19 protein-coding genes and 1 pseudogene are annotated in these 22225 nt (G+C 43.4%); 3 read left to right on the top strand and 17 right to left on the bottom strand.

The genetic code is table 11. The features are described 5' to 3' along the window. Positions 1-74: 74 nt before the first annotated feature. The gene (locus tag ABF638_RS18880; RefSeq protein ID WP_435024546.1) at positions 75-875 is read right to left on the bottom strand and encodes a DUF6816 family protein; all 801 of its coding nucleotides are present in this window, start codon (positions 873-875) and stop codon (positions 75-77) included. A 116-nt stretch (positions 876-991) separates the two neighbouring features. On the opposite strand from ABF638_RS18880, the gene ABF638_RS18875 reads away from it, so the two are divergent. Next, complete coding sequence (locus tag ABF638_RS18875) at positions 992-1330, top strand: carbon dioxide-concentrating mechanism protein CcmK (RefSeq protein WP_435024545.1); 339 nt, start codon at positions 992-994, stop codon at positions 1328-1330. Positions 1331-1335: 5 nt separating this feature from the next. Here ABF638_RS18875 and ABF638_RS18870 read toward each other — a convergent pair whose 3' ends face one another. From ABF638_RS18870 to ffh, 5 genes are all read right to left on the bottom strand, one after another. Further along, a complete protein-coding gene (locus ABF638_RS18870; protein WP_069068474.1) occupies positions 1336-1740 on the bottom strand; it encodes a ChuX/HutX family heme-like substrate-binding protein in 405 nt (134 codons plus the stop codon). Positions 1741-1845: 105 nt separating this feature from the next. Beyond that, positions 1846-2799, bottom strand: coding sequence for a PhoH family protein (locus ABF638_RS18865; RefSeq protein WP_435024544.1), 954 nt, complete (start codon positions 2797-2799; stop codon positions 1846-1848). A 293-nt stretch (positions 2800-3092) separates the two neighbouring features. Further along, positions 3093-3530, bottom strand: a complete 438-nt coding sequence (locus tag ABF638_RS18860) for a KH domain-containing protein (RefSeq protein WP_181930373.1) — start codon at positions 3528-3530, stop codon at positions 3093-3095. Continuing rightward, the gene (rpsP, locus tag ABF638_RS18855) at positions 3490-3753 is read right to left on the bottom strand and encodes a 30S ribosomal protein S16 (RefSeq protein WP_094328165.1); all 264 of its coding nucleotides are present in this window, start codon (positions 3751-3753) and stop codon (positions 3490-3492) included. Before rpsP ends, ABF638_RS18860 begins: the two co-directional genes overlap by 41 nt. Positions 3754-3965: 212 nt before the next feature. Continuing rightward, the gene (ffh, locus tag ABF638_RS18850; RefSeq protein ID WP_435024543.1) at positions 3966-5429 is read right to left on the bottom strand and encodes a signal recognition particle protein; all 1464 of its coding nucleotides are present in this window, start codon (positions 5427-5429) and stop codon (positions 3966-3968) included. Positions 5430-5692: 263 nt separating this feature from the next. Here ffh and ABF638_RS18845 point away from each other — a divergent pair, with 263 nt between their 5' ends. Both ABF638_RS18845 and ABF638_RS18840 read left to right on the top strand, forming a co-directional pair. Beyond that, entirely contained in the window at positions 5693-6061 is a 369-nt protein-coding gene (locus ABF638_RS18845) for a hypothetical protein (RefSeq protein WP_435024542.1), read from the top strand. Between the two features lie 166 nt (positions 6062-6227). Beyond that, positions 6228-6824, top strand: a complete 597-nt coding sequence (locus tag ABF638_RS18840; protein WP_435024541.1) for a DsbA family protein — start codon at positions 6228-6230, stop codon at positions 6822-6824. A 141-nt stretch (positions 6825-6965) separates the two neighbouring features. Here the strand turns inward: ABF638_RS18840 and ABF638_RS18835 are convergent, their stop codons facing one another. The 11 genes and pseudogenes from ABF638_RS18835 to ABF638_RS18785 all read right to left on the bottom strand — a co-directional run. Next, positions 6966-10166: a GAF domain-containing sensor histidine kinase gene (locus ABF638_RS18835; RefSeq protein ID WP_435024540.1), complete on the bottom strand. Its 3201-nt coding sequence runs from the start codon at positions 10164-10166 to the stop codon at positions 6966-6968. Between the two features lie 233 nt (positions 10167-10399). Continuing rightward, positions 10400-10636, bottom strand: coding sequence for a 50S ribosomal protein L28 (gene rpmB / locus ABF638_RS18830; protein ID WP_094350731.1), 237 nt, complete (start codon positions 10634-10636; stop codon positions 10400-10402). Positions 10637-10827: 191 nt separating this feature from the next. Then, on the bottom strand, positions 10828-12816 hold the full coding sequence (gene htpG / locus ABF638_RS18825; RefSeq protein WP_435024539.1) for a molecular chaperone HtpG: 1989 nt from the start codon (positions 12814-12816) through the stop codon (positions 10828-10830). A 222-nt stretch (positions 12817-13038) separates the two neighbouring features. Next, a complete protein-coding gene (locus ABF638_RS18820; protein WP_420758441.1) occupies positions 13039-13680 on the bottom strand; it encodes a class I SAM-dependent methyltransferase in 642 nt (213 codons plus the stop codon). Between the two features lie 104 nt (positions 13681-13784). Continuing rightward, positions 13785-14318, bottom strand: a pseudogene (locus ABF638_RS18815) (IS701 family transposase); the annotation flags it as partial. A gap of 48 nt (positions 14319-14366) precedes the next feature. Next, positions 14367-14744 carry a nuclear transport factor 2 family protein gene (locus ABF638_RS18810; RefSeq protein WP_069068489.1) on the bottom strand — a complete coding sequence of 126 codons (378 nt, stop codon included), beginning with the start codon at positions 14742-14744 and terminating at the stop codon, positions 14367-14369. A 206-nt stretch (positions 14745-14950) separates the two neighbouring features. Beyond that, positions 14951-15976, bottom strand: coding sequence for a CobW family GTP-binding protein (locus ABF638_RS18805; protein ID WP_435024537.1), 1026 nt, complete (start codon positions 15974-15976; stop codon positions 14951-14953). Between the two features lie 272 nt (positions 15977-16248). After that, positions 16249-17259: a porphobilinogen synthase gene (gene hemB, locus ABF638_RS18800; RefSeq protein WP_435024535.1), complete on the bottom strand. Its 1011-nt coding sequence runs from the start codon at positions 17257-17259 to the stop codon at positions 16249-16251. Positions 17260-17598: 339 nt separating this feature from the next. After that, the gene (gene metH, locus ABF638_RS18795; protein ID WP_435024533.1) at positions 17599-21126 is read right to left on the bottom strand and encodes a methionine synthase; all 3528 of its coding nucleotides are present in this window, start codon (positions 21124-21126) and stop codon (positions 17599-17601) included. 681 nt (positions 21127-21807) lie between these two features. Continuing rightward, complete coding sequence (locus tag ABF638_RS18790; RefSeq protein ID WP_435024531.1) at positions 21808-21972, bottom strand: hypothetical protein; 165 nt, start codon at positions 21970-21972, stop codon at positions 21808-21810. Positions 21973-21988: 16 nt separating this feature from the next. After that, the coding region (locus tag ABF638_RS18785) for a hypothetical protein (RefSeq protein ID WP_435024529.1) at positions 21989-22225 on the bottom strand (237 nt) is incomplete at its 5' end.

Raw genomic sequence — 22225 nt, 5'->3', positions numbered from 1 at the left:
CAAGAGCGCGATCGTAAACTTGGAATTTATATACTACAAATGTATTACAAAGTAGTCAAGAGCTAGATGACAAATCACTCTTTGGGAGTAGTCGTTAGTTCTTGAGGGGAAAATTCGAGGCGATAGCGATAGAGAGCAACTGGTCGAGAACCAGCTTTAAAGTAATCTGGATCTTGGGGTGAAAGATAGACAGCAGTAACTTGATCTGCTTCAATCGCCGGATTAAATGTTGAAAGTTTGTGATAAGCCGTAGTAGATTCTACAGAGTTTAAATAGGGACGTGAGCCGCCTTTAAATAGTTGTTGAAATACTTCTGTGGTGATGAACTTGCCATCAAGGGTAATTTCTGTGCCCCGTGCAGTCACAATAGAAACTAGTTGGCGACTGCTACGCAAGAACGTAATCTGCCGATTAGGTGAATCTGGATCTACTTTGACTAATAACACTGCTTCATCCCCTAAATAAGCCCTTGCCAAATTCAAGCTATTAAATGCTCTATCTGCTACTACAACGGGGGATTTGTAATCTATCTGAGGTAATATTTTTAACCCAGAAAGATGTGGTTGCTCCTTCACAAATCTTACTACAAAACTCACAGGCTGATTTAATTGTTGGCGATTACCTTCAAATCCTGGTGTTAAAATCTCTGGTGCTAAAGGCGCAGCTAAATCTACTAAGGTACTTGTAACTTTCCAAGTTCCAGCCATCCATTCAGGGTAAACTAAATCTCCCGAAGCGGGTTGCACTGAAGTTAGTTTTTCCCATTGGGGAAAATTTGCTAACCGTTCAGCCAACTCTCCTGCAAAAGCTTCACCACCCCACAAAAGGAATAAAAGCAACAAGCAAAAACTCCAAATTACCTTCATTACAAGCATTAGCAGTTTTGTATTTAATGGTTATTGTTTATCGATTAAAAATTAAGTAATTTTCTGTAATAAATTAAAACTTTGTAGTGAGATAATTAGCCCTATCCCGAATTTATAGTAATAGCATGACATTGGCATTAGGCATGATTGAAGTTTATGGCGTTCCCACAGCAGTGGAAGTGGGAGATGCCATGTGTAAAGCTGCCCGTATAACCCTTGTTGGTTATGAAAACACTGATTTGGGACGAATTACTGTCTTAATTCGAGGAGCTATAGGCGAGGTGAATGTAGCAGTGACAGCAGGATTAAAGGCGGTGCTGCGAGTTGACGGTGGCGAGGTACTTTCTAATCACATTATTCCCCGTCCCCACGAAAATTTAGAATATATTTTACCGATTCATCGCAGCATTAATATCGAGCAGTTTAGTGCAGATATCCGATTTCCTCCACCTTTATCAGTTTAGCTGTATTAAATTTCTGCTGGTAAAGGTTGCCAAACTTCCCCATACTTCTCTTTTAAAGTTTGCCAAGCTTCCACTTGTCCTAGTTCATATTCTCCTGGTTTACCCCATTGTAAAAATAGGCTTAAAGCAGACTCCTGTTTATCATCTAAAAACCGAATAGCATAGGTTGTAAAGTTACCCCTTTTCGCTTCACCAGTTTCAAATTTCACCTGAGTAATTTTGTCCATATTCAAGTGAAACTCAAAGCCTTCTGTATGCATATTTGCATACTTACCTTTGGGCAATTCTGCATAAAATAACTTTTCTATTTTGCCTCGTGCTTCTAATACAGCAGCGCTGCTAGTAACAATTAAACGCAAAGTTCCAAGAGTCTCGCAAGCTTCTAAAAATTCTTTTAATGTTGTGGTCATTTGTCATTTGTCCTTTGTCATTTGTCATTTATCGTTGGTTAAACGATGATTCCTAACTAATACCCAATGCCCAATGCCCCATGCCCCATGCCCCATTCCCAATCCCTATTTTTCGTATTGTTCATAAGCAGCGACAATGCGCTGAACTAGAGGATGGCGCACGACATCTTTTTGAGTAAATTCGCAAAAGGCAATCCCTTCAACGTGTTTTAAAATTTGTAAAGCCACTCCTAAACCCGATTGTTGGTGAAGTGGTAAATCAGTTTGTGTCATGTCGCCTGTAATCACCATCCGCGAACGGAAACCCAGACGAGTTAAAACCATTTTCATCTGAGCGGGTGTAGTATTTTGAGCTTCATCGACAATTATAAAAGCGTTATTGAGGGTACGTCCCCGCATATAGGCGAGTGGTGCGACTTCAATCACACCGCGTTCCATTAAACTGGGTACTTTTTCTGGGTCGATAAATTCATAAATAGCATCGTAAAGTGGGCGAAGATAGGGATTAACTTTTTGCTGTAAGTCTCCCGGCAAAAAGCCGAGTTTTTCACCGGCTTCGACGGCAGGGCGAGTTAAAATTAGCTTTTCAACTTGGTTAGCAAGGAGTGCTTGGACGGCGACAACAACAGCGAGATAAGTCTTGCCGGTACCAGCAGGGCCAATCCCAAAGGTAAGATCACGTCTACGGAGTGCGTCGATATATTGACGCTGGCGGAAGGTTTTGGCACGGACTTCTTCACCCCGACGACTTTTGGCGAGGACATCTCGCTGTAAGTCTTGCAGTTCCCCTTGCCGATCGCTATCTATGGCTTGACTGGCTGTTAAAATATCGGCACTGGTGATGGTATTGCCTTTAATCCAGAGGCCTTCCAGCGATCGCACTAATCGAGAAGCCAGATCAATTTGCCCTTCGGTACCAGAAATCACTAATTCCTGTCCGCGTAGCACTAAAGTGGCTCCTGTTTGCCGAGATAAGATTTTGAGATTTTCTTCTCCATCTCCTGCAAGAGCGATCGCACTGGGAACATTTGGCAGCTGAATTGTTAAAGCACCTGCCATAGTATTTCTTAATTGGTGAGGATCTATGTTTGACAAAGGTTAATGTTTTCTCGCTAACGGCGAAATTATGCTTTTATTACTTACATCTTGGAAAAATATTTGTGAAATTGGCGGTTAGAAACCGCTTCTACACAAGCAAAACCCACGGAGGTGGGTTTCAAAATTTCAATTTTTCCTTAGTCCTTGGAAACGGACTTTGCCTGTGTAGCAGTGAATGACCTTCGCTTTCCATCTTTACAAAAATTCTGAGCGGAAGTGACTACAACCGCTCAGATTTTATCTCTAGTTTTAACCTAGCGGAGGCGTGGTTTAACAATGGGTTTAGGCCCATCATTTGCACGCGGTTCTCTCTTAGTCGGCGGTGGCGATCGCTCTTCTGTCTCTTCATCAAAAGACATACCCTCGCGGCCCGGCGTGGTGCTGCCGTAGATATCCAGGTATGTTGATTGCCCAGCTGCGGCTGCGGCTGCGGCAATTACTGTACGAATCGCCTGAATATTGCGTCCCCCTCGACCAAACACTTTCCCTTTATCTGTGCTTTCAAAGGCGATGCGAACCCAAACCCGGTTGAGGGCCTGAGAAATTTCACAATCGACACTTAATGTCTCCGGAGATTCCAAAAACGGCTGCACCAAAAACCGAACCAAATCAACATAGTTGGGACTAGCTGTTGGTAATTTTGTTCCGAAATTATGATGCGGCTGTTGTGGCACTGACCTGTTCAAAAACATTAGCTTTTACTAGAATGCGACGGACGGTGTCAGTGGGTTGAGCGCCTTGTTGTAGTCGCTTGACGATACCGGGAACGTCTAGTCGCACTTCATCAGTTCTGGGGTTGTAGAATCCCAACTCTTCTAGGGGACGGCCATCGCGGCGAGCAAGGTTGTTAATGGCGACAATGCGGTAACTTGCTTCCCGCTTTTTACCGAATCGCTTCAAGCGCAGTTTGATCATGGTTGAAGAATCATTCTCCCGTTGGTTGTTAGATATTAGTTAGTAACTAATTGCTGAGGAAGTAACCTAAATCTGGCTGCTGCCAAGAAATTGAGGGTTAGTTTCCTCTGCTGATAAATTCTGAGGTCGAAATGCTAATTTTAGCACTGCCTAGCATTTGCTGCTATTAGTCATTGGTCATTGGTCATTTGTCATTTGTCATTAGTTAATGACTAAAGATTGCCAAAGCCTTTTTTCTTTTTATCTTTGGGTTTTTTCTTTTTCGTGGCTGAGGCACCATCATAACCTCGCCATCCGGGGGCTGGGGGACGATTACCAGCACCAGCGAAGGCGTTGCCCATACCGCCGCCGCCAAACATTCCCGGCATTCCAGGGAAGCCACCTTGACCCATTTGCTGCATGAGCGATCGCATTTTTTGGAAATCGCCCACCAGTTTTGTCACATCTGACTCTCTATAGCCGGAGCCAGAAGCAATCCGCCGCCGCCGACTGGGAGAACTGGCTAATAAATCGGGGTCGTGGCGTTCTTGGCGAGTCATGGAATTAATCATCGCCTCACAGCGTTTTAGCTGGGTTTCTCCTTGCTTGAGCTGATCGTCTGAGAGCTTGTTCATCCCTGGAATCATCTTGATGAAGCCTCCCAGAGATCCCATGTTCTTCAGCATCCGCAGCTGCTTGAGAAAGTCAGTAAAGTCAAACTTCGCTGACAGGATTTTCTCCTGCATTTTCTCAGCATCGGCTAAATCAAACTCTTCTTGGGCTTTTTCTACCAGGGTTAGCACATCGCCCATTCCCAAAATCCGCGATGCCATGCGATCGGGATAAAACGGTTGCAGTGCCTCGACTTTCTCGCCCACACCCACAAATTTAATCGGCGCTCCCGAAATCTTTCGCACTGAAAGCGCTGCACCACCACGGCTATCACCATCCATCTTGGTGAGAATCGCCCCAGTAATTCCGATCTGCTCATGGAAGGTGCGGGTAAGATTTGCAGCCTCTTGACCAGTCATCGCGTCCACCACCAACAGAGTTTCATGGGGTTGGATAGTTGCTTTGATGCGGGCTAATTCCGCCATCATATCTTCGTCAATTTGCAGACGCCCAGCAGTATCAATAATTACTGTGTTTACACCTTCTGCCCTGGCGCGTTCTACACCTTGTCGGGCGATTTCTACGGGATCGGCGTCGCTTCCTAGTTCAAATACTGGTACGTCAATTTGCTTACCCAACGTTAGCAATTGGTCGATTGCGGCTGGACGATATACGTCTGTCGCCACCAACAAACAGCTACGCTCTAATTTTCTCAGATGTAAGGCTAACTTAGCGGTAGCTGTGGTTTTACCAGTACCTTGCAACCCAGCCATCAGAATAATAGTAGGCTGTTCCTGGGCTTCTGCAATGGGAACATTTTCTTCTCCCATCACCTGCACCAGTTCATCATGAACAATTTTGATGAACTGTTGGTCAGGTCGCACGCCGGTAATCACCTCGGCTCCCTGTGCTTTGGCTTCGACTTCGCTAATAAAATCTTTGACTACCTGGAGATTGACATCTGCTTCCAACAGGGCGCGGCGCACCTCGCGCAATGCATCTTGAATGTTGGATTGAGAAATTTTGTCCTGTCCCCGCAGTTTTTTCCAGGCGGATTCTAAACGGTCAGATAATGCATCAAACATAATGTAATTACAGGTAGTTCGCCAATGGGGAATTCTAAACCGCCGATGAATGCGATCGCGAATTTCCGCTAAAGTTTTAACGTGCTATCTACCAGCTTAGTATTTTTCACCGCGACTGTAGCAACCAGATACCTACCTTTATTGAAGTAGTAAACCGTCTTTTGGGTGTAAATTTTGATTTTTCAAAGGGAAAAATGCCAGCACTACAGATAAATTAAGGATTTTAGGGTGAATAGTTGGAAACCGCAGGAGAGCAACAATATATGAAAGAATATAGAGCATATATGTGCGACTTTGGTCATCAGTGGTCTATTTTTAAGGATAAACAAGACCCTGAAGATGAAGGAGACTGTATATGCCCAGAAGGTCATCCCGCAGTAATGCTCAAAAAGGAACCAGCAGTTGATGATGTTCAAATGACTTTTAGACCAGCAGGTAGAGTAGTAGATACACTAAAGCAGCAGGTTCATGCAAGAGGCAAATACTACATAATAATCTCCAACTTAGCAGGTACACAGGAGAGAATTTCAAAAAAAGTATATTCTTGGGAAGAGGTATATCAAATTGGTAAAAGGTTTGATAAGCGTTCATTTGAATGGACATTAAACTACTGGGAAAGTCTTTCTCTTTAACTCGATTCTGGGTAGAACATACAAGCTTCAGCAAAAATAAATTCAAAAATTATTTATGAGTTAGGTAACTACTTTTAGCCAAGATGTCGCAGCGAATCAAAGTATACTCGTACTCGATTACCATTCGTCAAATTCATATATTGGTATTACTCTTGCTGAAAAAGCATTGCAGGGTTTACCTGTTGATATTGAACGACGACCAATCTACATACCGAAGGAGCGAGGTATAAAGGTAGTTGACCTGCAAGGACGAACTGAAACCGCCCTTTTATCGTCATATCACAAAGAAGATTGTCTGCGGTGGGCAAAAAAGTACGGCATTGAAATTCGGCTCAAGGAGTTTGAAGAATTTGGTAGGTGGGTCAAGCGATGGGAGAAAATGAAATTTGGTCGCGAAGAACTTCCCGCGAGAGCCTATTACGCTGCTTGTGGAACTGGGAAGGAGCATCTGCTTGATGCTGCTTTTTTTCGAGCGACGTACATTGACCAACTTGATGTCAACGATGAGTCTGTGATTAAGAAAGTTGCAAATGATGTTGGGTTGAATGGCGATCGCATTCTTGAGTTAATCTACGGAGAAGCAGCAAAACTTGCAGCAGTGGCAGCTTTGGCAGAATACGAGCAATTTGGCTGTCCTGGAGTCCCAACTTGGGTAGTGGAAGGCGAGAGATTTTGGGGAAAGGATCGTGTTGATTGGCTAACAGAAAAGGTAAAACAATTATGTAATACTGCTGTTACGAAAACAGTAGTGAGTGCTGAGTAAAAAGTGATAATTTTTCAAATTAACGGGTAAAAGTTATCACTTTGCCTCTTTGCTTATACCTCAATAAGTTAAGGTTTATGGGTGTAGATAATTGGTCTTTCAAGACGCGATTTATCGCGTCTCTACATCAGGGTTTTTGGCTTATTGGTCTAACACCTGGACTTTAGCTACTGATTTTCTAGCTGCGACCTGACGAATCGGCAACTCAACCACAAACTCTGTACCTTTGCCAAGTTCAGATTCGCAGTATATCTTGCCGTTGTGTTTTTCTGTGACTATCTGATAGCTGATAGACAATCCCAGTCCTGTACCTTTACCGACAACCTTAGTAGTAAAAAATGGATCAAACAGTCGAGAAAGGACTTTTTCATCTATGCCGAGTCCGTTGTCGGTGATGCGAATGACAATCCAATCTTTATTGAGCAGGGAGGTAGAAATTTTAATTTTGCTGGGGTTTTTTGCAAGTGCTTCAGAAGATTCCTGCGTGGTTCGTTCTTCTAGAGCATCAATGGCATTGGACAGCAAATTCATAAATACCTGATTCAACTGACCGGGATAGCATTCTATTAGAGGTAAAGTGCCATAATCTTTGCTCACATGAATGGTGAAGCTATCGGCTGAGGGCTTCAAACGGTTTTGCAAAATCATTAATGTACTGTCGATACCTTCGTGAATATTTGCTGGCTTGAAGTCAGCTTCATCTAGGCGTGAGAAGTTCCGCAAAGAGGTGACAATTTCCCGAATGCGTTCAGTGCCTACTTGCATGGATTGGAACAATTGAGGTAAATCCTCGACCAAATACTCTATTTCGGCTTTTTTGACGAACTCTTGAATTTCTGGTGCGGCATCAGGATAATGATGCCAATAAAGCTGCACATAGCGAAGCAATTCTTGCGTGTATTGATGAGCGTGTTCCAAGTTGCCGTGGATAAAATTAATCGGGTTATTAATTTCATGGGCAACTCCCGCCACCAGTTGCCCCAAACTGGCCATTTTTTCAGCGTGGATAATTTGCATTTGGGCAGTACGCAATTCGTTGAGTGCTTGAGCGAGTTGATTCGCTTCTTCACGAGTTTGACCCAGCAAACTGGATTGTTGAAACAAGTTGGCTTGACGCAGTGCTACGCTGAGTTGAGCCGCCACTTGGGTGACAAATTCCAATTCAGCCTCTTCCCAATGACGTGTATGGGTGCATTGGTGAATGCACAACAACCCCCACAGTTCATCCCCTTCCATCAACGGCACAATAATCTGTGCTTTGACTTGGAATCGCTCAATCACATCCAGATGAGGTACTTTGGAGCCAACGCTGTTGACATCAGATATTACTTGCACTTCCCCCTGGCGATATTGGGGTGCGTATTGATCGCCGAAGCAATAGTCTTGCACCTTCACGGCGAGGGCAGAATCGAACTTAGGTAAGACATCTTCAGCAATAAATTCACCGCTGCAAAAACCGACATTCGGATCGAAGCGGAAGATGCCGACTCGATCTGTATTTAGCGATCGCCGCACTTCCTGTACTGTAGTCTTAAGGATCGTCTCTAAATCCAAAGATTCCCGAATTTTGACGACCAAATCAAATAAAATCCGGCGCTGTTCAGCTGATTGTTGCAGTTCATCAGCGCGAGTTTGAATTTGAGTCACCATTTGAGAACTTTGCAGTGCTACTCCCAGTTGGCTAGCAACCTGTACCAAAAATTCCACTTCCACACTATCCCACTGGCGCGGTGCAGAATGTTGATAAGCAGCCAATAATCCCCAGAGATTCCGTCCCACAAAAATTGGGATTAGCGCGTATGCGCGAATCTTGAACTGCTCCAAAATATCGAGGTGACAGCGCGAGTGTCCAGCTTTATAAATATCCTCTACAGCAAAATTTTCGTTGTTGCGATAGCGTCCGCCTTTGGTTTCTTGGAGATGGGTATCTTCCCAAACGAGATTTTTGCCAAAGGGATTAATACTGTCCCACTGTGCCTCAACCATGCCGAAATTACTGACGAATTCGCCACTCCAGTCTTCATTGAAGCGATAAACGCCAACCCGCTCAACTCGCAGCAGTTTACATACTTCTTGGCAAGTAGTTTTTAGAATTAAATCAATATTTAAAGAGGAGCGAATTTTCCCAACTACTTCAGTTAATGCTCGTTGCCGAGCGATCGCATCTTGTAGGGCAGAAGCCTGTTGTTTTGACTGAGCCAAATTCTCGGCTTGCTGAATCGCCACTCCTAATTGTGCGCCTACCTGTCCCAGAAACTCCACTTCGTAATTTGCCCATTGGCGCGGCCCGGAGTGTTGATAGGCTGCTATCAGTCCCCACAGTTTTGGGCCGATGAAGATGGGCGCTAAGGTATATGCCCGAATCTTAAATTGCTCCAGAATATCGATATGACAACGCGAGTGTCCAGCTTGGTAGATGTCGTTGACAACAAAACTTTCGTTATGGCGGTAGCGTCCACCTTTCGTCTCTTGGAGGTGGGTATCTTGCCAAACGAGATTTTTGCCAAAGGGATGAATTCTATCCCACTGCGCCTCTACCATGCCGAATTGGCTGACAAATTCGCCGCTCCAGTCTTCATTAAAGCGGTAAATTGCTGCCCGCTCTAGCTTCAGGAGTTTGCAAAGTTCTTGACAGGCAGTGTCTAGAATAATTTCGGGATTCACAGACGAGCGAATATTTCCTACCACTTCCGTCAAGGCACGTTGCCGCGCGATCGCATCTTGCAGTTCTGCTGTGCGTTGTTTAGTCTGTTCTAAATTTTCTGCTTGCTGCATTGCTACACCAAGATGGCTGGCAGCTTGGGCAAAGAATTCGACTTCGTGAGGATACCATTGCCGAGGAGCAGAGTGTTGATAGGCTGCCAGCATTCCCCACAGTTTTGGCCCGATGAAGATGGGTGCGATCGCATACGCCCGAATCTGAAACTGTTCTAATACTTCAATATGACAACGAGCGTGCCCTGCATCGTAAATGTCAGCTACAGCAAACGGCTCATTTTTGCGATATCGTCCTCCTTGGGTTTCTTGCAAATGCGAATCTTCCCAAACCAAATCCTGTCCAAAGGCAGTCAATGCATCCCAAGGATGTTCTGCAAAGCCAAAACGATTGAGAAAACTACCGCTCCAGTCAGTGTTAAAGCGATAGATTGCAACTCGCTCAATCTTCAATTGCCGACAAATATCTTGACAAGAAGTCGAACAGAGGGATTCGATGTTTACAGATGCGCGAATCTTAGCCAGAATCCTCGCCAATATTTTTTGATATTGAACCGTTAGCTGTAACTGTTTGTGACACTCTTGCAGGTCTAAGTGGTTCGACGCTTCATAACTATTCGTTGTCATAAAGTATAAAGAAAATAGACTACCTGCTTTCAGTATTCCCTTGTTTATAATGACTAATGACTACTTAATTAAAGCTGATTTCTATATTTCTCTCTTCCTAGCAACACTATTCAAAACATAGAAAGCCTGTTACTCAATATGTAATAAGCATTAGGGGCACACAGCTAGCTGTGCGCCCCTAAAAATCACCTATATTCCAACCTACGAAAGTTTCGTTATGAAATCCACATTACTTAGTAATGATTTAGGTTAATGCCAGCTTCTTTTGCCATTGCTTCTAACCCATTAATTTGTAGGGTTTTAATTGCTTTGGTAGACAACTTTAATCTCACCCAGCGATTTCCGGCTTCCCACCAAACACGCTTGTTTTGCAGATTAGCGTGCTGAAGGCGTTTAGTGCGGCGGTGGGAGTGGGAAACAGCAAAAGCGTTATTTGCTTTCTTACCAGTTAGTTCACAGCGACGGGACATAGCTACTATCTCCAGATTGTTATTTTAATACAGCCTTTCCATTTTAGGTCTTAGGCAACAGAAGTGGGGAGATGAGGGAGCAGGGGAGCAGAGGAGCAGGGGAGCAGGGGAGCAGGGGAGCAGAGGAGCAGGGGAGAAATAACTCCTAACTCCTAACTTCCCACTCAGCACTCAGCACTCAGCACTCAGCACTACTTACTCGCTTGTTCCGTCAGCTTGGTGAGTACGTCATTCGATCGCTCGACGAAGGATTTCATTCCCTCAGCGTCAAATCCTTTTTGAGACATCAGCGCTAAATCGTAGACGTGTTGGCAAATCAAGTTGACTAACTGATTTGTAGGCGATTCACCGTCACCTTGAATAATACTACCTTGGTTCAGATTAGCCAGATTTTGAATTAGCGGGTGAGCAGTATTCACCAGCAAAACGTGATCTTCGGGAAACTCTGCTGACTGCTGCTGCATCATCATGGCGTTCATTTCCCTCATGCGGCGAAGAATCTCTGGTAAAAGAACGATCGCAGGTGGTGTACCTTGAGGATCGTCTGATTTCAAAGCTTCGGTACGGATGTTGAGTTTGGGTTTGTTGAGGGATTTCTCAAATAACTCTTTGATCGTCTCACTCCGAGTTTTGTTCGTCTTGGGATCGACAATTTCCTTATCTTTATCTTGTTCCAGCAGAGTATTATCTAAATCTGAGTCTACCCGCGTAAACTTGACATCCTGATATTCGCGCTCTAGGAAGTTAATAAAGTGGGTGTCGATGAAGGAGTCCATAAATAGGACTTCCAAGCCTTGATTTTTGTGCAGTTCTATGTATGTAGATTGGGTTGCTTCATCGGTGCTGTAGAAAACCCGGTTTTCGTTGCGTTCTTTGTTGCGTTCTAGATACTCTTTCAGCGTAGTATAGGGAGCGCTAGGTACTGAGTCAGAACTAGGTGAAGGAGTGACATCTTGCCAAGCATCCCCGTCTGAAGACTGTACTTCAACCACTGGCGTTTCAGCAGCAACTTTTTCTGTCAATTTGGCGGTGGTGCGGAAGACGATGATATCTTCGATTTGTTTTTTAAATTTCTCGTCGTTGAGAACGCCGAATTTGACAAAAGTGCCGAGGTCTTTCCAAGCGCTGATGTACTGTTCACGATTATCGCGGAAAAGTTCTTTGAGGCGATCGCCTACTTTTTTGGCAATGTAATCACCAATTCGCTTCACGGTGCGATCGCCTTGCAAAGCACTCCGCGATACGTTCAGGGGAATATCGGTACTATCAATCACACCCCGCATCGGCATCAGAAATTGCGGGATAATTTCTTCGCAGTTGTCGCTGACAAAAACTTGATTGCAGAATAGCTTGATCTGTCCTTTCGTAACATCTACATCCGGTCGCATTTTCGGGAAATACAGAATCCCGTTAATGATAAAGGGATAGTCTGTATTTAGATGTACCCATAACAATGGTTCTTCCTGAAAAGGATACAGGTAGCGGTAAAACTCTAAATAATCTTCTTGAGTAAGATTACTCGGAGACTCTCGCCACGGTGCTTTTTGCTTATTTATTACTTCGCCATCAAGTTTAATTGGGACTGGCAAAAAGTCGCAGTATGTCTTGACAAGATTCTTAATTCGTGCTGATTCGAGAAATTCCTCTTCTTCCCCTTGCAGGCTGAGAATAATAGTTGTGCCGCGAGTTGTCCGAGAAGATTCTTCGAGAGTGAAAGCTGGGGAACCATCGCAAGACCAGTGAACTGCCTGCGCTCCTTCTTGGTAGGATAAAGTATCAATTTCTACCTTTTGCGCCACCATGAAAGAAGAGTAGAAACCAAGACCAAAGTGACCGATTATCGGTTGATCTGATTTGCCTTCATACTTATGAATAAATTCTTCAGCGCTAGAGAAGGCAACCTGATTGATATATTTCTTAACTTCATCTGCGGTCATCCCGATACCGTTATCGGAGATGGATAGAGTTTTCTTATCTTTGTCAATGGCAATTTCAATTTCTGGTTCGCCGATGTCTCCAGCATAATCGCCGGCGCGGGATACCATTTTCAGCTTTTGGATGGCGTCTACAGCGTTGGATACCAGTTCCCGCAAGAAGATTTGATGATCTGAGTAAAGCGACTTCTTGATGATCGGGAAAATATTCTCAGTATGAATACTGATAGTGCCTTGTTCTAGCATAATTGGTAGTTTTCGATGTTAGTATCTGAAATGATGATAGTAGGTAATACAACCTAGCCATCTGTTTTCCAGGATAAACCCGGAGAACACAGAAGGGCATGATACCAATTAGGATTTTAAAAGCATAGCTTAGGCGATCGCTCGTTTTGTGAGCATTGTTTGCCGCCATTTTATGATTCGGATTCCCCTACTCCCAAGTCCCCACTCCCCACAGATTGCTGTTTAAGTATTGCTAGAATTCTTTTCCAACACCAAAAAATAATGGTATGGATAAGTAGGATCGATAAATTCTTGCTTAACAGTTAACCCAGCTTTGGCAACAGAATTTAAAATCCGCGTTTTCGGATAACCTTTCAAACCCATTTCCCAGCAGTGTTCGTCGCAGACTGGCGTTGTACTCCAGAATTTGGGGACATTGAATAATAAATGCCTTGGTCTGCCTGAGAAAGAGGTTTTCACCTGAAACGAGAGGTATTGGGTGCAATAGGGAATCGAAATCACCAAAAATTTCTTAGTTGCAATAGCGAGTTTTCTCAATGCTTCTTCTGACTGTTCGTAGGGGAAGTGTTCCAGCACTTGAAACAGGACAATCGCATCAAATTTATCCTTTGGTAAGGAAAAATCTGTAGTCAAATCCAAAATTATTTCTGGCTTGAGGCTGGGGTCAACATCAGCAGTGGAGACGTTGTATCCATTATTTTTCAGAATGTCTGTTAACAGAGAATTAAAAATCCCAATTTCCAGAACGTTTTTTACCTGATTACCCAGCGAAAAAATTAGACGCAACTGGTGATGGTAACTGATGAGGCGATTTTTAGATAAATATTCTGAATTTCTAATATCTAACGAGGTGATGAGTTGCATAAATAAGCCTACCTAAGCTGATGGATTGATAAATGTGGTGGGTATACAACTACAGGATTCCCAAAACAATCGTGAAAGTAACAGCACCTAACTAATGAAGAATGATTATTTGTTATGCCCATGAAAAGTCCTAATCCCTTGTCCCTAATGAATCTTATATTTTCGCGATTGGAATACCAAGCATCTGTAGTCACAGTCTTCGGCTGTAATCCCCAAGCCAAAACTTCAGCAATCATTTCTCTTAAATAATCATTTTTTGTTTTCCCTTCTTGTTTGTTATATATTCAATAATTTATGGGCACAGATTTACCTAACAGGTCGGTGTAATACAAAGTAATTAATTGAATTCCTTTAACTATACGATGATGCTTTACCGACCAAAAATAACCAATCAACTCTGTTAAATGCGGGTCACTATAAGGCTTGTCAATAACTGTATCGTCTCCACTGAAAGTACCGCCTGTTAAATTGATGTACGGCTTTACTTCATTAAATAAATCCTTGGGTTCATACCTTTCCCTTAAAAGGAAACGATTGACACTATCATGAGATAAATATTCCAAAATTTCCGCCAAACGTTTACAACCTGGAGATGTCTATTCTGCCAGTAAAAACAGCGATGGTGGGAGGAAAAGCAACCTCTTTGCAGATACTACCCCGCCGTTTGTTGCAGCGCTTTGTTAGGCTCAGTGGCCGGACAATGGAGGTGGACAGATTTCCATAGTTTGAATCAAGCCATGCTCAATGGTATAACGATGACCAACGTGCTGATCGGAAAGAACTGTTCCAGCTAAGTCGCGCACGACCTGATGCACATCAACTAAAATTCGCCCGGAATCCTCCCGGTGAAAGGAAATCGGCTCAACGTGCGGATTGATGCCGAACCATTGCCTCGTCCAGTAAGCGCGAACTGCTTGATGTCCATGAACATAACCGCCTTCAAACGCTTTCGGCCAAGCCACATCAGGAGTCGTTGTGGCGAGGGCGGCGTCAATATCTCGCGCGTTGAAGGCAGCGTAAGCCGCGCGTATCAGTTCAATTTCTGGTGCAGATTTATCTGGCATAAGAGGTGTGGTGAAGGACATGCAGCTGGGCTTAACAATTCTTATTCAGAACGCTTCTGCATAAGATCCCGCAGCGGGTGGATAGGTTTAATGATTCTGTATAACAACATAACACCTTGAGTTAATAGTCAAGAGTCATAAGTCAATTTTGAGAATAATCACTAACGACTACTAACCAAGTGTAATGCATAATTAACATTTATTAATTATGCCAAACATTCATTAAGTTGTGAGTAAATTTCGCTAATATCCAACTTTCTACCAATAAAAACAGCTTGATTTTTAGGTGGAGTCTGCCATTCATCAGCATGTAAGCTATAGCGAGGGCCACTCAGTTGAAAAATATGGCGCAAGTCACTATCACTAAACCACAAAATGCCCTTAGCTCGAAATACATTCTGTGGCATCTTTTCGGTGAGGAAGTTCTCAAACTTATGGACATCAAATGGTCTATCAGTTTGGAAAGAAATCGAAATAAATCCATCATTTTCTAAATGATGCGAGTGATGTCCATGATGATGATGTTCATGATGATGGTGTTCATGCTCATGAGTATCTTGGTAATCATTGGCAGTATACTCATTTATTGGAGTTAAACCTACATCTAAAATTAATGGTAACGCTACCTCCCCATGTTTGGTGTGCAGGATTTTTGCACCATTTTTCATATCATGGATAAAATTTTCTACGTCTTGTATTTTTTCTGGAGTCACAAGGTCTGTTTTATTCAAAAGAATAATATCTCCATAGGTAATCTGTTTTAAAGCAGCTTCACTATGGAAATGTTCTTGATTAAACGCCTCAGCATCTACCACAGTGAGAATAGAGTCAAGGTTTGTTAAATCCCTTAATTCTGTACCTAAAAAAGTTAAGATAATTGGTAGTGGGTCAGCGACACCAGTTGTTTCAATAACTAAATAATCAATCCGGTCTTCTCGTTCTAAAACTCGATAAACTGCATCAACTAAATTATCATTGATAGTACAACAAATACAGCCATTAGTTAGTTCGACCATATCTTGGTCAACAGAAATTAGCAATTGGCTGTCTATGTTAATATCACCAAACTCATTCACGAGTACGGCAACTTTTAAATCTTGTTTATTCTTGAGAATTTGATTTAGCAGTGTAGTTTTACCACTACCTAAAAATCCGGTGATAATAGTAACAGGCATTCCTTTTTTAGGAATCTCAAGAATTGGGTTTGAAGTTGGTACTGTTAGTTGAGTCATAATCAATTCAAACTTCCGTAAATTTCCATTTTTTAGGATTCGTATCAGGTTCGGTTAAACACTTATAAAATCTGTAGGTTGGATTGATGCAAAAACCGACATTTTATCCTTACTCATGTTGGTTTGAACGGCAGTAAAACCCAACTTACTTTGATAGATTTTATTATAAGTAATCAACCGAATTTGATATCATTAGTAATTGCTACTAATAAATTTTTGCTTTTGTCTCTCTGGGATCATTTGTTATTCTCCTTTGCTTCTCATTCCCTTATCTAGAGCAACATCAAAGCTACTTCTTTGGCAAAGTAAGTCAAGATTAAATCAGCACCAGCCCGTTTCATGCTGGTTAAAGATTCCAAAATTACTTGTTTTTCATCAATCCAACCCATCTGGGCTGCGGCTTTAATCATGGCGTACTCGCCACTGACGTTGTAGGCTGCAACTGGTAAATTTGTAGCTTCTTTTACCTGACAGATGATGTCTAAATAAGCTAGGGCAGGCTTTACCATGATGATATCTGCACCTTCGGCAATATCCAATTCCACTTCTTTTAAAGCTTCTTTGGCATTAGCTGCGTCCATTTGATAAGTCTTTTTGTCGCCAAATTTGGGGGCAGAATCCAACGCATCACGAAAGGGGCCATAATAGGCGGAGGCGTATTTTGCAGAGTACGCTAGAATCCCGACGTTAATATAACCTTCTGAATCTAAAGCTTTGCGAATTGCCCCGACTCTTCCATCCATCATGTCGGAAGGTGCAACAAAATCTGCGCCAGATGCGGCTTGAGACAGTGCCATTTTTACTAAGACTTCTACAGTGGGGTCATTTAAGATAGTACCGTTTTCATCGACTAAACCATCATGACCATGTGTGGTGAAGGGGTCAAGGGCAACATCGGTAATGACTACAATTTCTGGGATTGCTTGTTTAATGGCTTTGACGGTTTGCTGTACTAACCCGTCTGGGTTGTAACTTTGAGTGGCTGTGTCGTCTTTTTTATTTTCGGGGATAACGGGGAAAAGTGCGATCGCATTAATTCCTAACTCAGACACTTCTGCTATTTCTTTGAGCAACAAATCTAGAGAATATCGATAACACCCTGGCATGGAGGTGATTTCTACTTTCTGTGCTTTACCTTCGGTGACAAACATGGGATAGATGAGGTCATCCACAGTCAGAGTATTTTCCCGCACCATCCGCCGCAGGGTTGCAGTCCGACGTAAACGACGAGGACGTTGAAACGGTTTCAACGGCTTGTCGGTAGTTGAAGAAGCAGGCAACATAGAAGCATATAGAAATGATAATCATTATTGTAAAGCTTTTCTGGGAAGTTGCGATCGCATTGAGCCGATAATATGTGGTGTGATTTCTTCTGGTAATACTTTCACCAAAAAAGAGGTAGCCTAGCTTTTGCCGAAATAGCCCAACACAAGAGCGGGAAAGCTTTTTAGGCAACTTTATTGGCTCAGTTTTTTTACCATCCGCCAAAAATCTAGATTTGCTTTATGCCAATACTCGTAAATTGGTGAAGATCCCCCCAACCCCTTTTTAATGGGGGTTGGGGGGATCTTTAAGGGCAAAATATCACTAGCCCCAAGTTTATTGGATTAATGGGTAGGATTCTACGCGCTAAAGTATTTTGCTACTGGGTGATAGGTAATAATCGCAGTGGTAGACTGTTCTGGATAAAGTTGTTCACTTTCATCCATATACAAGTTAATCCTGTCAGTCTGCAATAACTCCAGTTGCTTGTACTGGTCTTGGATATTTGGACAAGCTGGATAACCAAAACTATACCGCGAGCCACGATAGCGTTGTGCTAACATATCCCGAATGTTGTCGGGTTCTTCAGCAGTAAAGCCTAACTCACGGCGAATTCTGGCGTGTGTCCACTCCGCCACAGCCTCCGCCACCTGCACCGCCATACCGTGGAAATACAGATAATCGGTGTATTGATTGGCGGCAAACAGCTTTTGGGCGAACTCTGTGGCAATCTCCCCTACAGTCACCGCCTGCATTGGGAAGACATCAATAATTCCCGATTCCTTGGGTGCAAAGAAATCTGCTATGCACAGCCGTCTTAAAGACTTCTGTCTAGGAAACTCGAAAGTTGCAACCTGTTGTGATTGACTTTCTGAATCATATATATGTAGAGAATTCCCCTCAGATTGACAAGGGAAATACCCATAAATCACCTGGGGATGCAACAGATTCTCTTCAATAATCCGCTGTTTCCAAGTTTCTAACACTGGGTAGACTTTCTCAGCTAAGAAAGCCTGATATTCTTCCTTAGATTGTTCCTTTGGTTTGCGGAATTGCCATTGTCCAGCAACCAAAGCTTGTAAATCTAAATGCCAGAATATTTCCTCAATGGGAATATCACTAGGTTGCAATAACTGTGTTCCCCAAAAAGGCGGTGTTGGACGTTCAATATCTATTGCTACAGCATCAGAACGTCTTGTATCTACTACTTTTGGTTCAGCAGATGTTTCTTCAGAAGTGGTAGCTTTTGGTTCTTTGTGGCCATTTGTCGAAACTTCAGCAGTTTCCACTTCATTCAAAAATCCTTGCAAATCTTCCCAGTTATTGGTTGCCTTTGCTGGCATTAATTTATCCATGAAGTGCAAGTCAGAAAAGGCATCTTTGCCATAAACGACTTTACCTTTATAGGTATTTTGGCAATCTTCATACACAAATTTGGGAGTCAGCGCCGCACCACCTAAAATTACAGGGACACTAATTCCCTTTTCGTTAAATACTTCCAAGTTCTCTTTCATGAAGGCGGTAGATTTCACCAGCAAACCACTCATGGCAATACAATCAGGTTTGTACTGTTCGTAAGCGTTGATGATGTTTTCTACTGGCTGTTTAATTCCCAGGTTAATCACCTTGTAGCCGTTGTTGGACAAGATGATATCCACCAAGTTTTTACCAATGTCGTGGACATCGCCTTTCACTGTGGCAATGATAAAGGTTCCCTTGGCATTGTTGCCTGACTCTGATTTTTCCATGAACGGTTCTAGAAATGCCACCGCCGCTTTCATGGTTTCCGCAGATTGCAGAACGAAAGGTAACTGCATTTGTCCCGAACCGAATAATTCCCCGACAACTTTCATGCCATCTAGCAGGAAGGTGTTGATAATCTCTAAGGGGGGATGTTCTTCTAAGGCTTTTTTCAGATGTTCTTCTAAGCCAATGCGTTCGCCGTCGATGATGTGGCGTGTGAGGCGTTCGGGGATGGGGAGACTTTCATCTAAAGAGCGATCGCGCTTAGTTGTCACCCCAGCAAAGGCTGTGGTAAGCTCTCCCAAGGGATCGTAAACGCAAACATTACCCTCAAACTTCCGCTCATCATAAATCAACTGCCGACAAATTTCTTGATGGCGTGCATCAATCTTCGAGAGTGGTAAAATCTTGTTAGCGCTGACAATGGCTGCATCCATTCCCGCCGTTGTCGCCTCGTGCAAAAACACTGAGTTCAACACCATCCGCGAGGCTGGATTCAAACCAAAGGAAATATTGGAAACACCCAAAATTACATGACATCCAGGCAATCCTTCACGAATGCGCCGGATAGATTCAATTGTGGCTTTACCATTTTCTCGGTCTTCTTCAATCCCGGTGGAAATTGGTAATGCTAGGGTATCAAAGAATATTTCTGTGGGTGGTATGCCATATTCTACAGCTTGGCGGTATGCGCGTTGTGCGATCGCAAACTTTTTGTCTGCTGTCCGCGCCATCCCATCTTCATCGATAGTACCAATGATGACACCAGCGCCGTATTTTTTCGCTAACTCCAGCACCTTTAAAAAGCGCGGTTCTCCATCTTCGTAGTTGGTGGAATTCAGCAAACACTTACCACCGGCAACCTTTAAACCTGCCTCCATCTTTTCCCATTCGGTGGAGTCAAGCATTAAAGGCAGTGTGACATTATTAACAATGCGCGAAACTAATTCGTGCATATCCCGTACACCGTCACGTCCGACATAATCGACGTTGACATCGAGGATATGTGCGCCTTCTTTGACTTGCGCCCTCGCCATTGAAACGAGTCCGTCCCAATCTTCCGCATTTAGCAAATCGCGGCACTTCTTGGAACCACTGGCGTTAAGACGTTCGCCAACAATCAAGAAGGAATTATCTTGGTCGTAAGGCTGAGTGGTGTAAATTGATGCTGCTGCTGGTTCTAAGCTAGGTTGTCTAACTTTTGGCTTCAGGTCTTTAGCAAGTTCTGCCAATTGTTGAATGTGTTCTGGACGCGTCCCACAGCAACCCCCGATCACTTGGACACCCAAATCTTCAACAAAATGCATCAATGACATCCGTAATTCCAACGGTGTCAGGCGGTAGTGTGCTTGACCGCCGACGTTCTCAGGTAAACCCGCGTTGGGTATACAGGAAACGATGAAAGGTGAATGTTCTGCCAAATACTTGATATGTGGTTTCATCAAGTCTGGGCCAGTGGCGCAGTTTAGACCGAGAATGTCAATTGGATAAGGTGCCAAAATTGTCAGCACAGCACTGATTTCGGAACCAACCAACATTGTGCCCATGCTTTCCATTGTCACAGAAACCATCAACGGTCTGCGATCGCCTTTCTTAGCAAACACTTCTTCAATGGCATTCAGCGCCGCCTTAATTTGCAGCACATCTTGGCAAGTTTCCACCAGAAATAAATCGACACCACCATCCCACAACGCCTCTGCTTGTTCAGCAAAAGTAGCTTTCATGGTGTCAAAGTCAATATGTCCCAAGGTAGGAAGTTTAGTTGTGGGGCCGATGGAACCTGCCACAAACCGAGGTTTTTCTGGCGTGGAAAATTCCGCAGCGACACGCTTGGCCAATTCTGCGGCTGTCTTGCTGAGGTAATAGGCTTGGTCTGCCAAGTCATATTCTGCCAGCACCAGGGATGTACTGCCAAAGGTATCGGTTTCTATGACATCTGCACCAGCAGCGAGAAAGTCGCGGTGAACCTTAGCGACAGCTTCGGGTTTAGTGTGGACTAAGTATTCGTTACAACCTTCATACTGTGGGCCGCCGAAGTCTTCAGCAGTCAGGTTTTGGGTTTGTAAATTGGTTCCCATTGCCCCGTCGAATACGAGAACTGGGCTATCTGGACTACGCAGGCGTTCAAGGAAAGGATGAGTCATATTTTCCTAGAAGAAATGAGGAAATCAAGTGAGTCTTGTGATACTCGACTTACTTTATTATTTTCCAAGATTGTGATATTTTCGGCATCTTTTCATAAAGTCTGTTTTGCTGAAACTCACCATTGGCTCATTTTGACGTGATTTCTCAAGGTTGGCGATAACAGAATTATGCAAAAGCGCCCTTGTATCATGTCGCTTGATTGCTTATTAAACTCGAAGAACCCCACCCGCTGACCGTTTGCGGCTACGGTGTACACACAAATCTTGCCGCACCCATATCTTTATTAATAAATCTCAATTAATGAATCTCGCACTGCGTTTCTATCCCGCCTCGGAATGAATTCCGAGTCTCATAGCTAAAGTCCACTCAAGTGGACTAAATTGATCATTTAGTCCAATACGCTTGGGTTAAGGGCTAATTGTACAAAATTGTGGGTTTTGGAGACGCGATAAATCGCCGTCTCTACAAGTGTTTTGGTCTTATCTGAACTGTATTATCATTTAGTCCACTTGAGTGGACTTCAGCTATCAGCCCTGAACTTCAGTTCTGGGCGGGATATCGGTGAGTGTGACAGTTTAGCTCTGACAAAAATGTGTGTAGAGAATTTTTCGACTTATGCGTACACCATAGCCCCCTTGCGGGCAGGGGTTGAAGGCATGGGGACTCGACACAACACAACATCACCGCGCTGTAAGTTCATCAGCAAATACTTCGTCGTAAATATCATTTTCAGGGCTTACCCAATCCTGGTAAGCCTGAGATTCAACAGCAGGATTAACAGATTTTTCGCCATTCTTGAAAGAAACAGCTAAATCTAGCAGTGCTGTAGTGCCTAGGCGTAACATTGCAATTATAGAGCGATCATAATCGTAGGGTGGCGCGAAAGCGTAACGCACCTTTGATACTCGTGAATGAGTCTTTTAGCTCCATTAATGAGTCTTTTAACTCCATTAATGAGTCTTTGAACTCCGTTAATGAGCCTTTGAACTCCGTTAATGAGTCTTTGAACTCCATTAATGAGTCTTTTAGCTCCGTTAATGAGGCTTTGAACTCCATTAATGAGTCTTTTAGCTCCGTTAATGAGGCTTTGAACTCCAT

The organism is Nostoc sp. CALU 1950, assembly GCF_051172895.1.
Lineage (GTDB): Bacteria > Cyanobacteriota > Cyanobacteriia > Cyanobacteriales > Nostocaceae > Nostoc > Nostoc edaphicum_A.
Note: the sequence above shows the minus strand (reverse complement) of the source record. Positions and strands in the feature narration are given on the sequence as shown.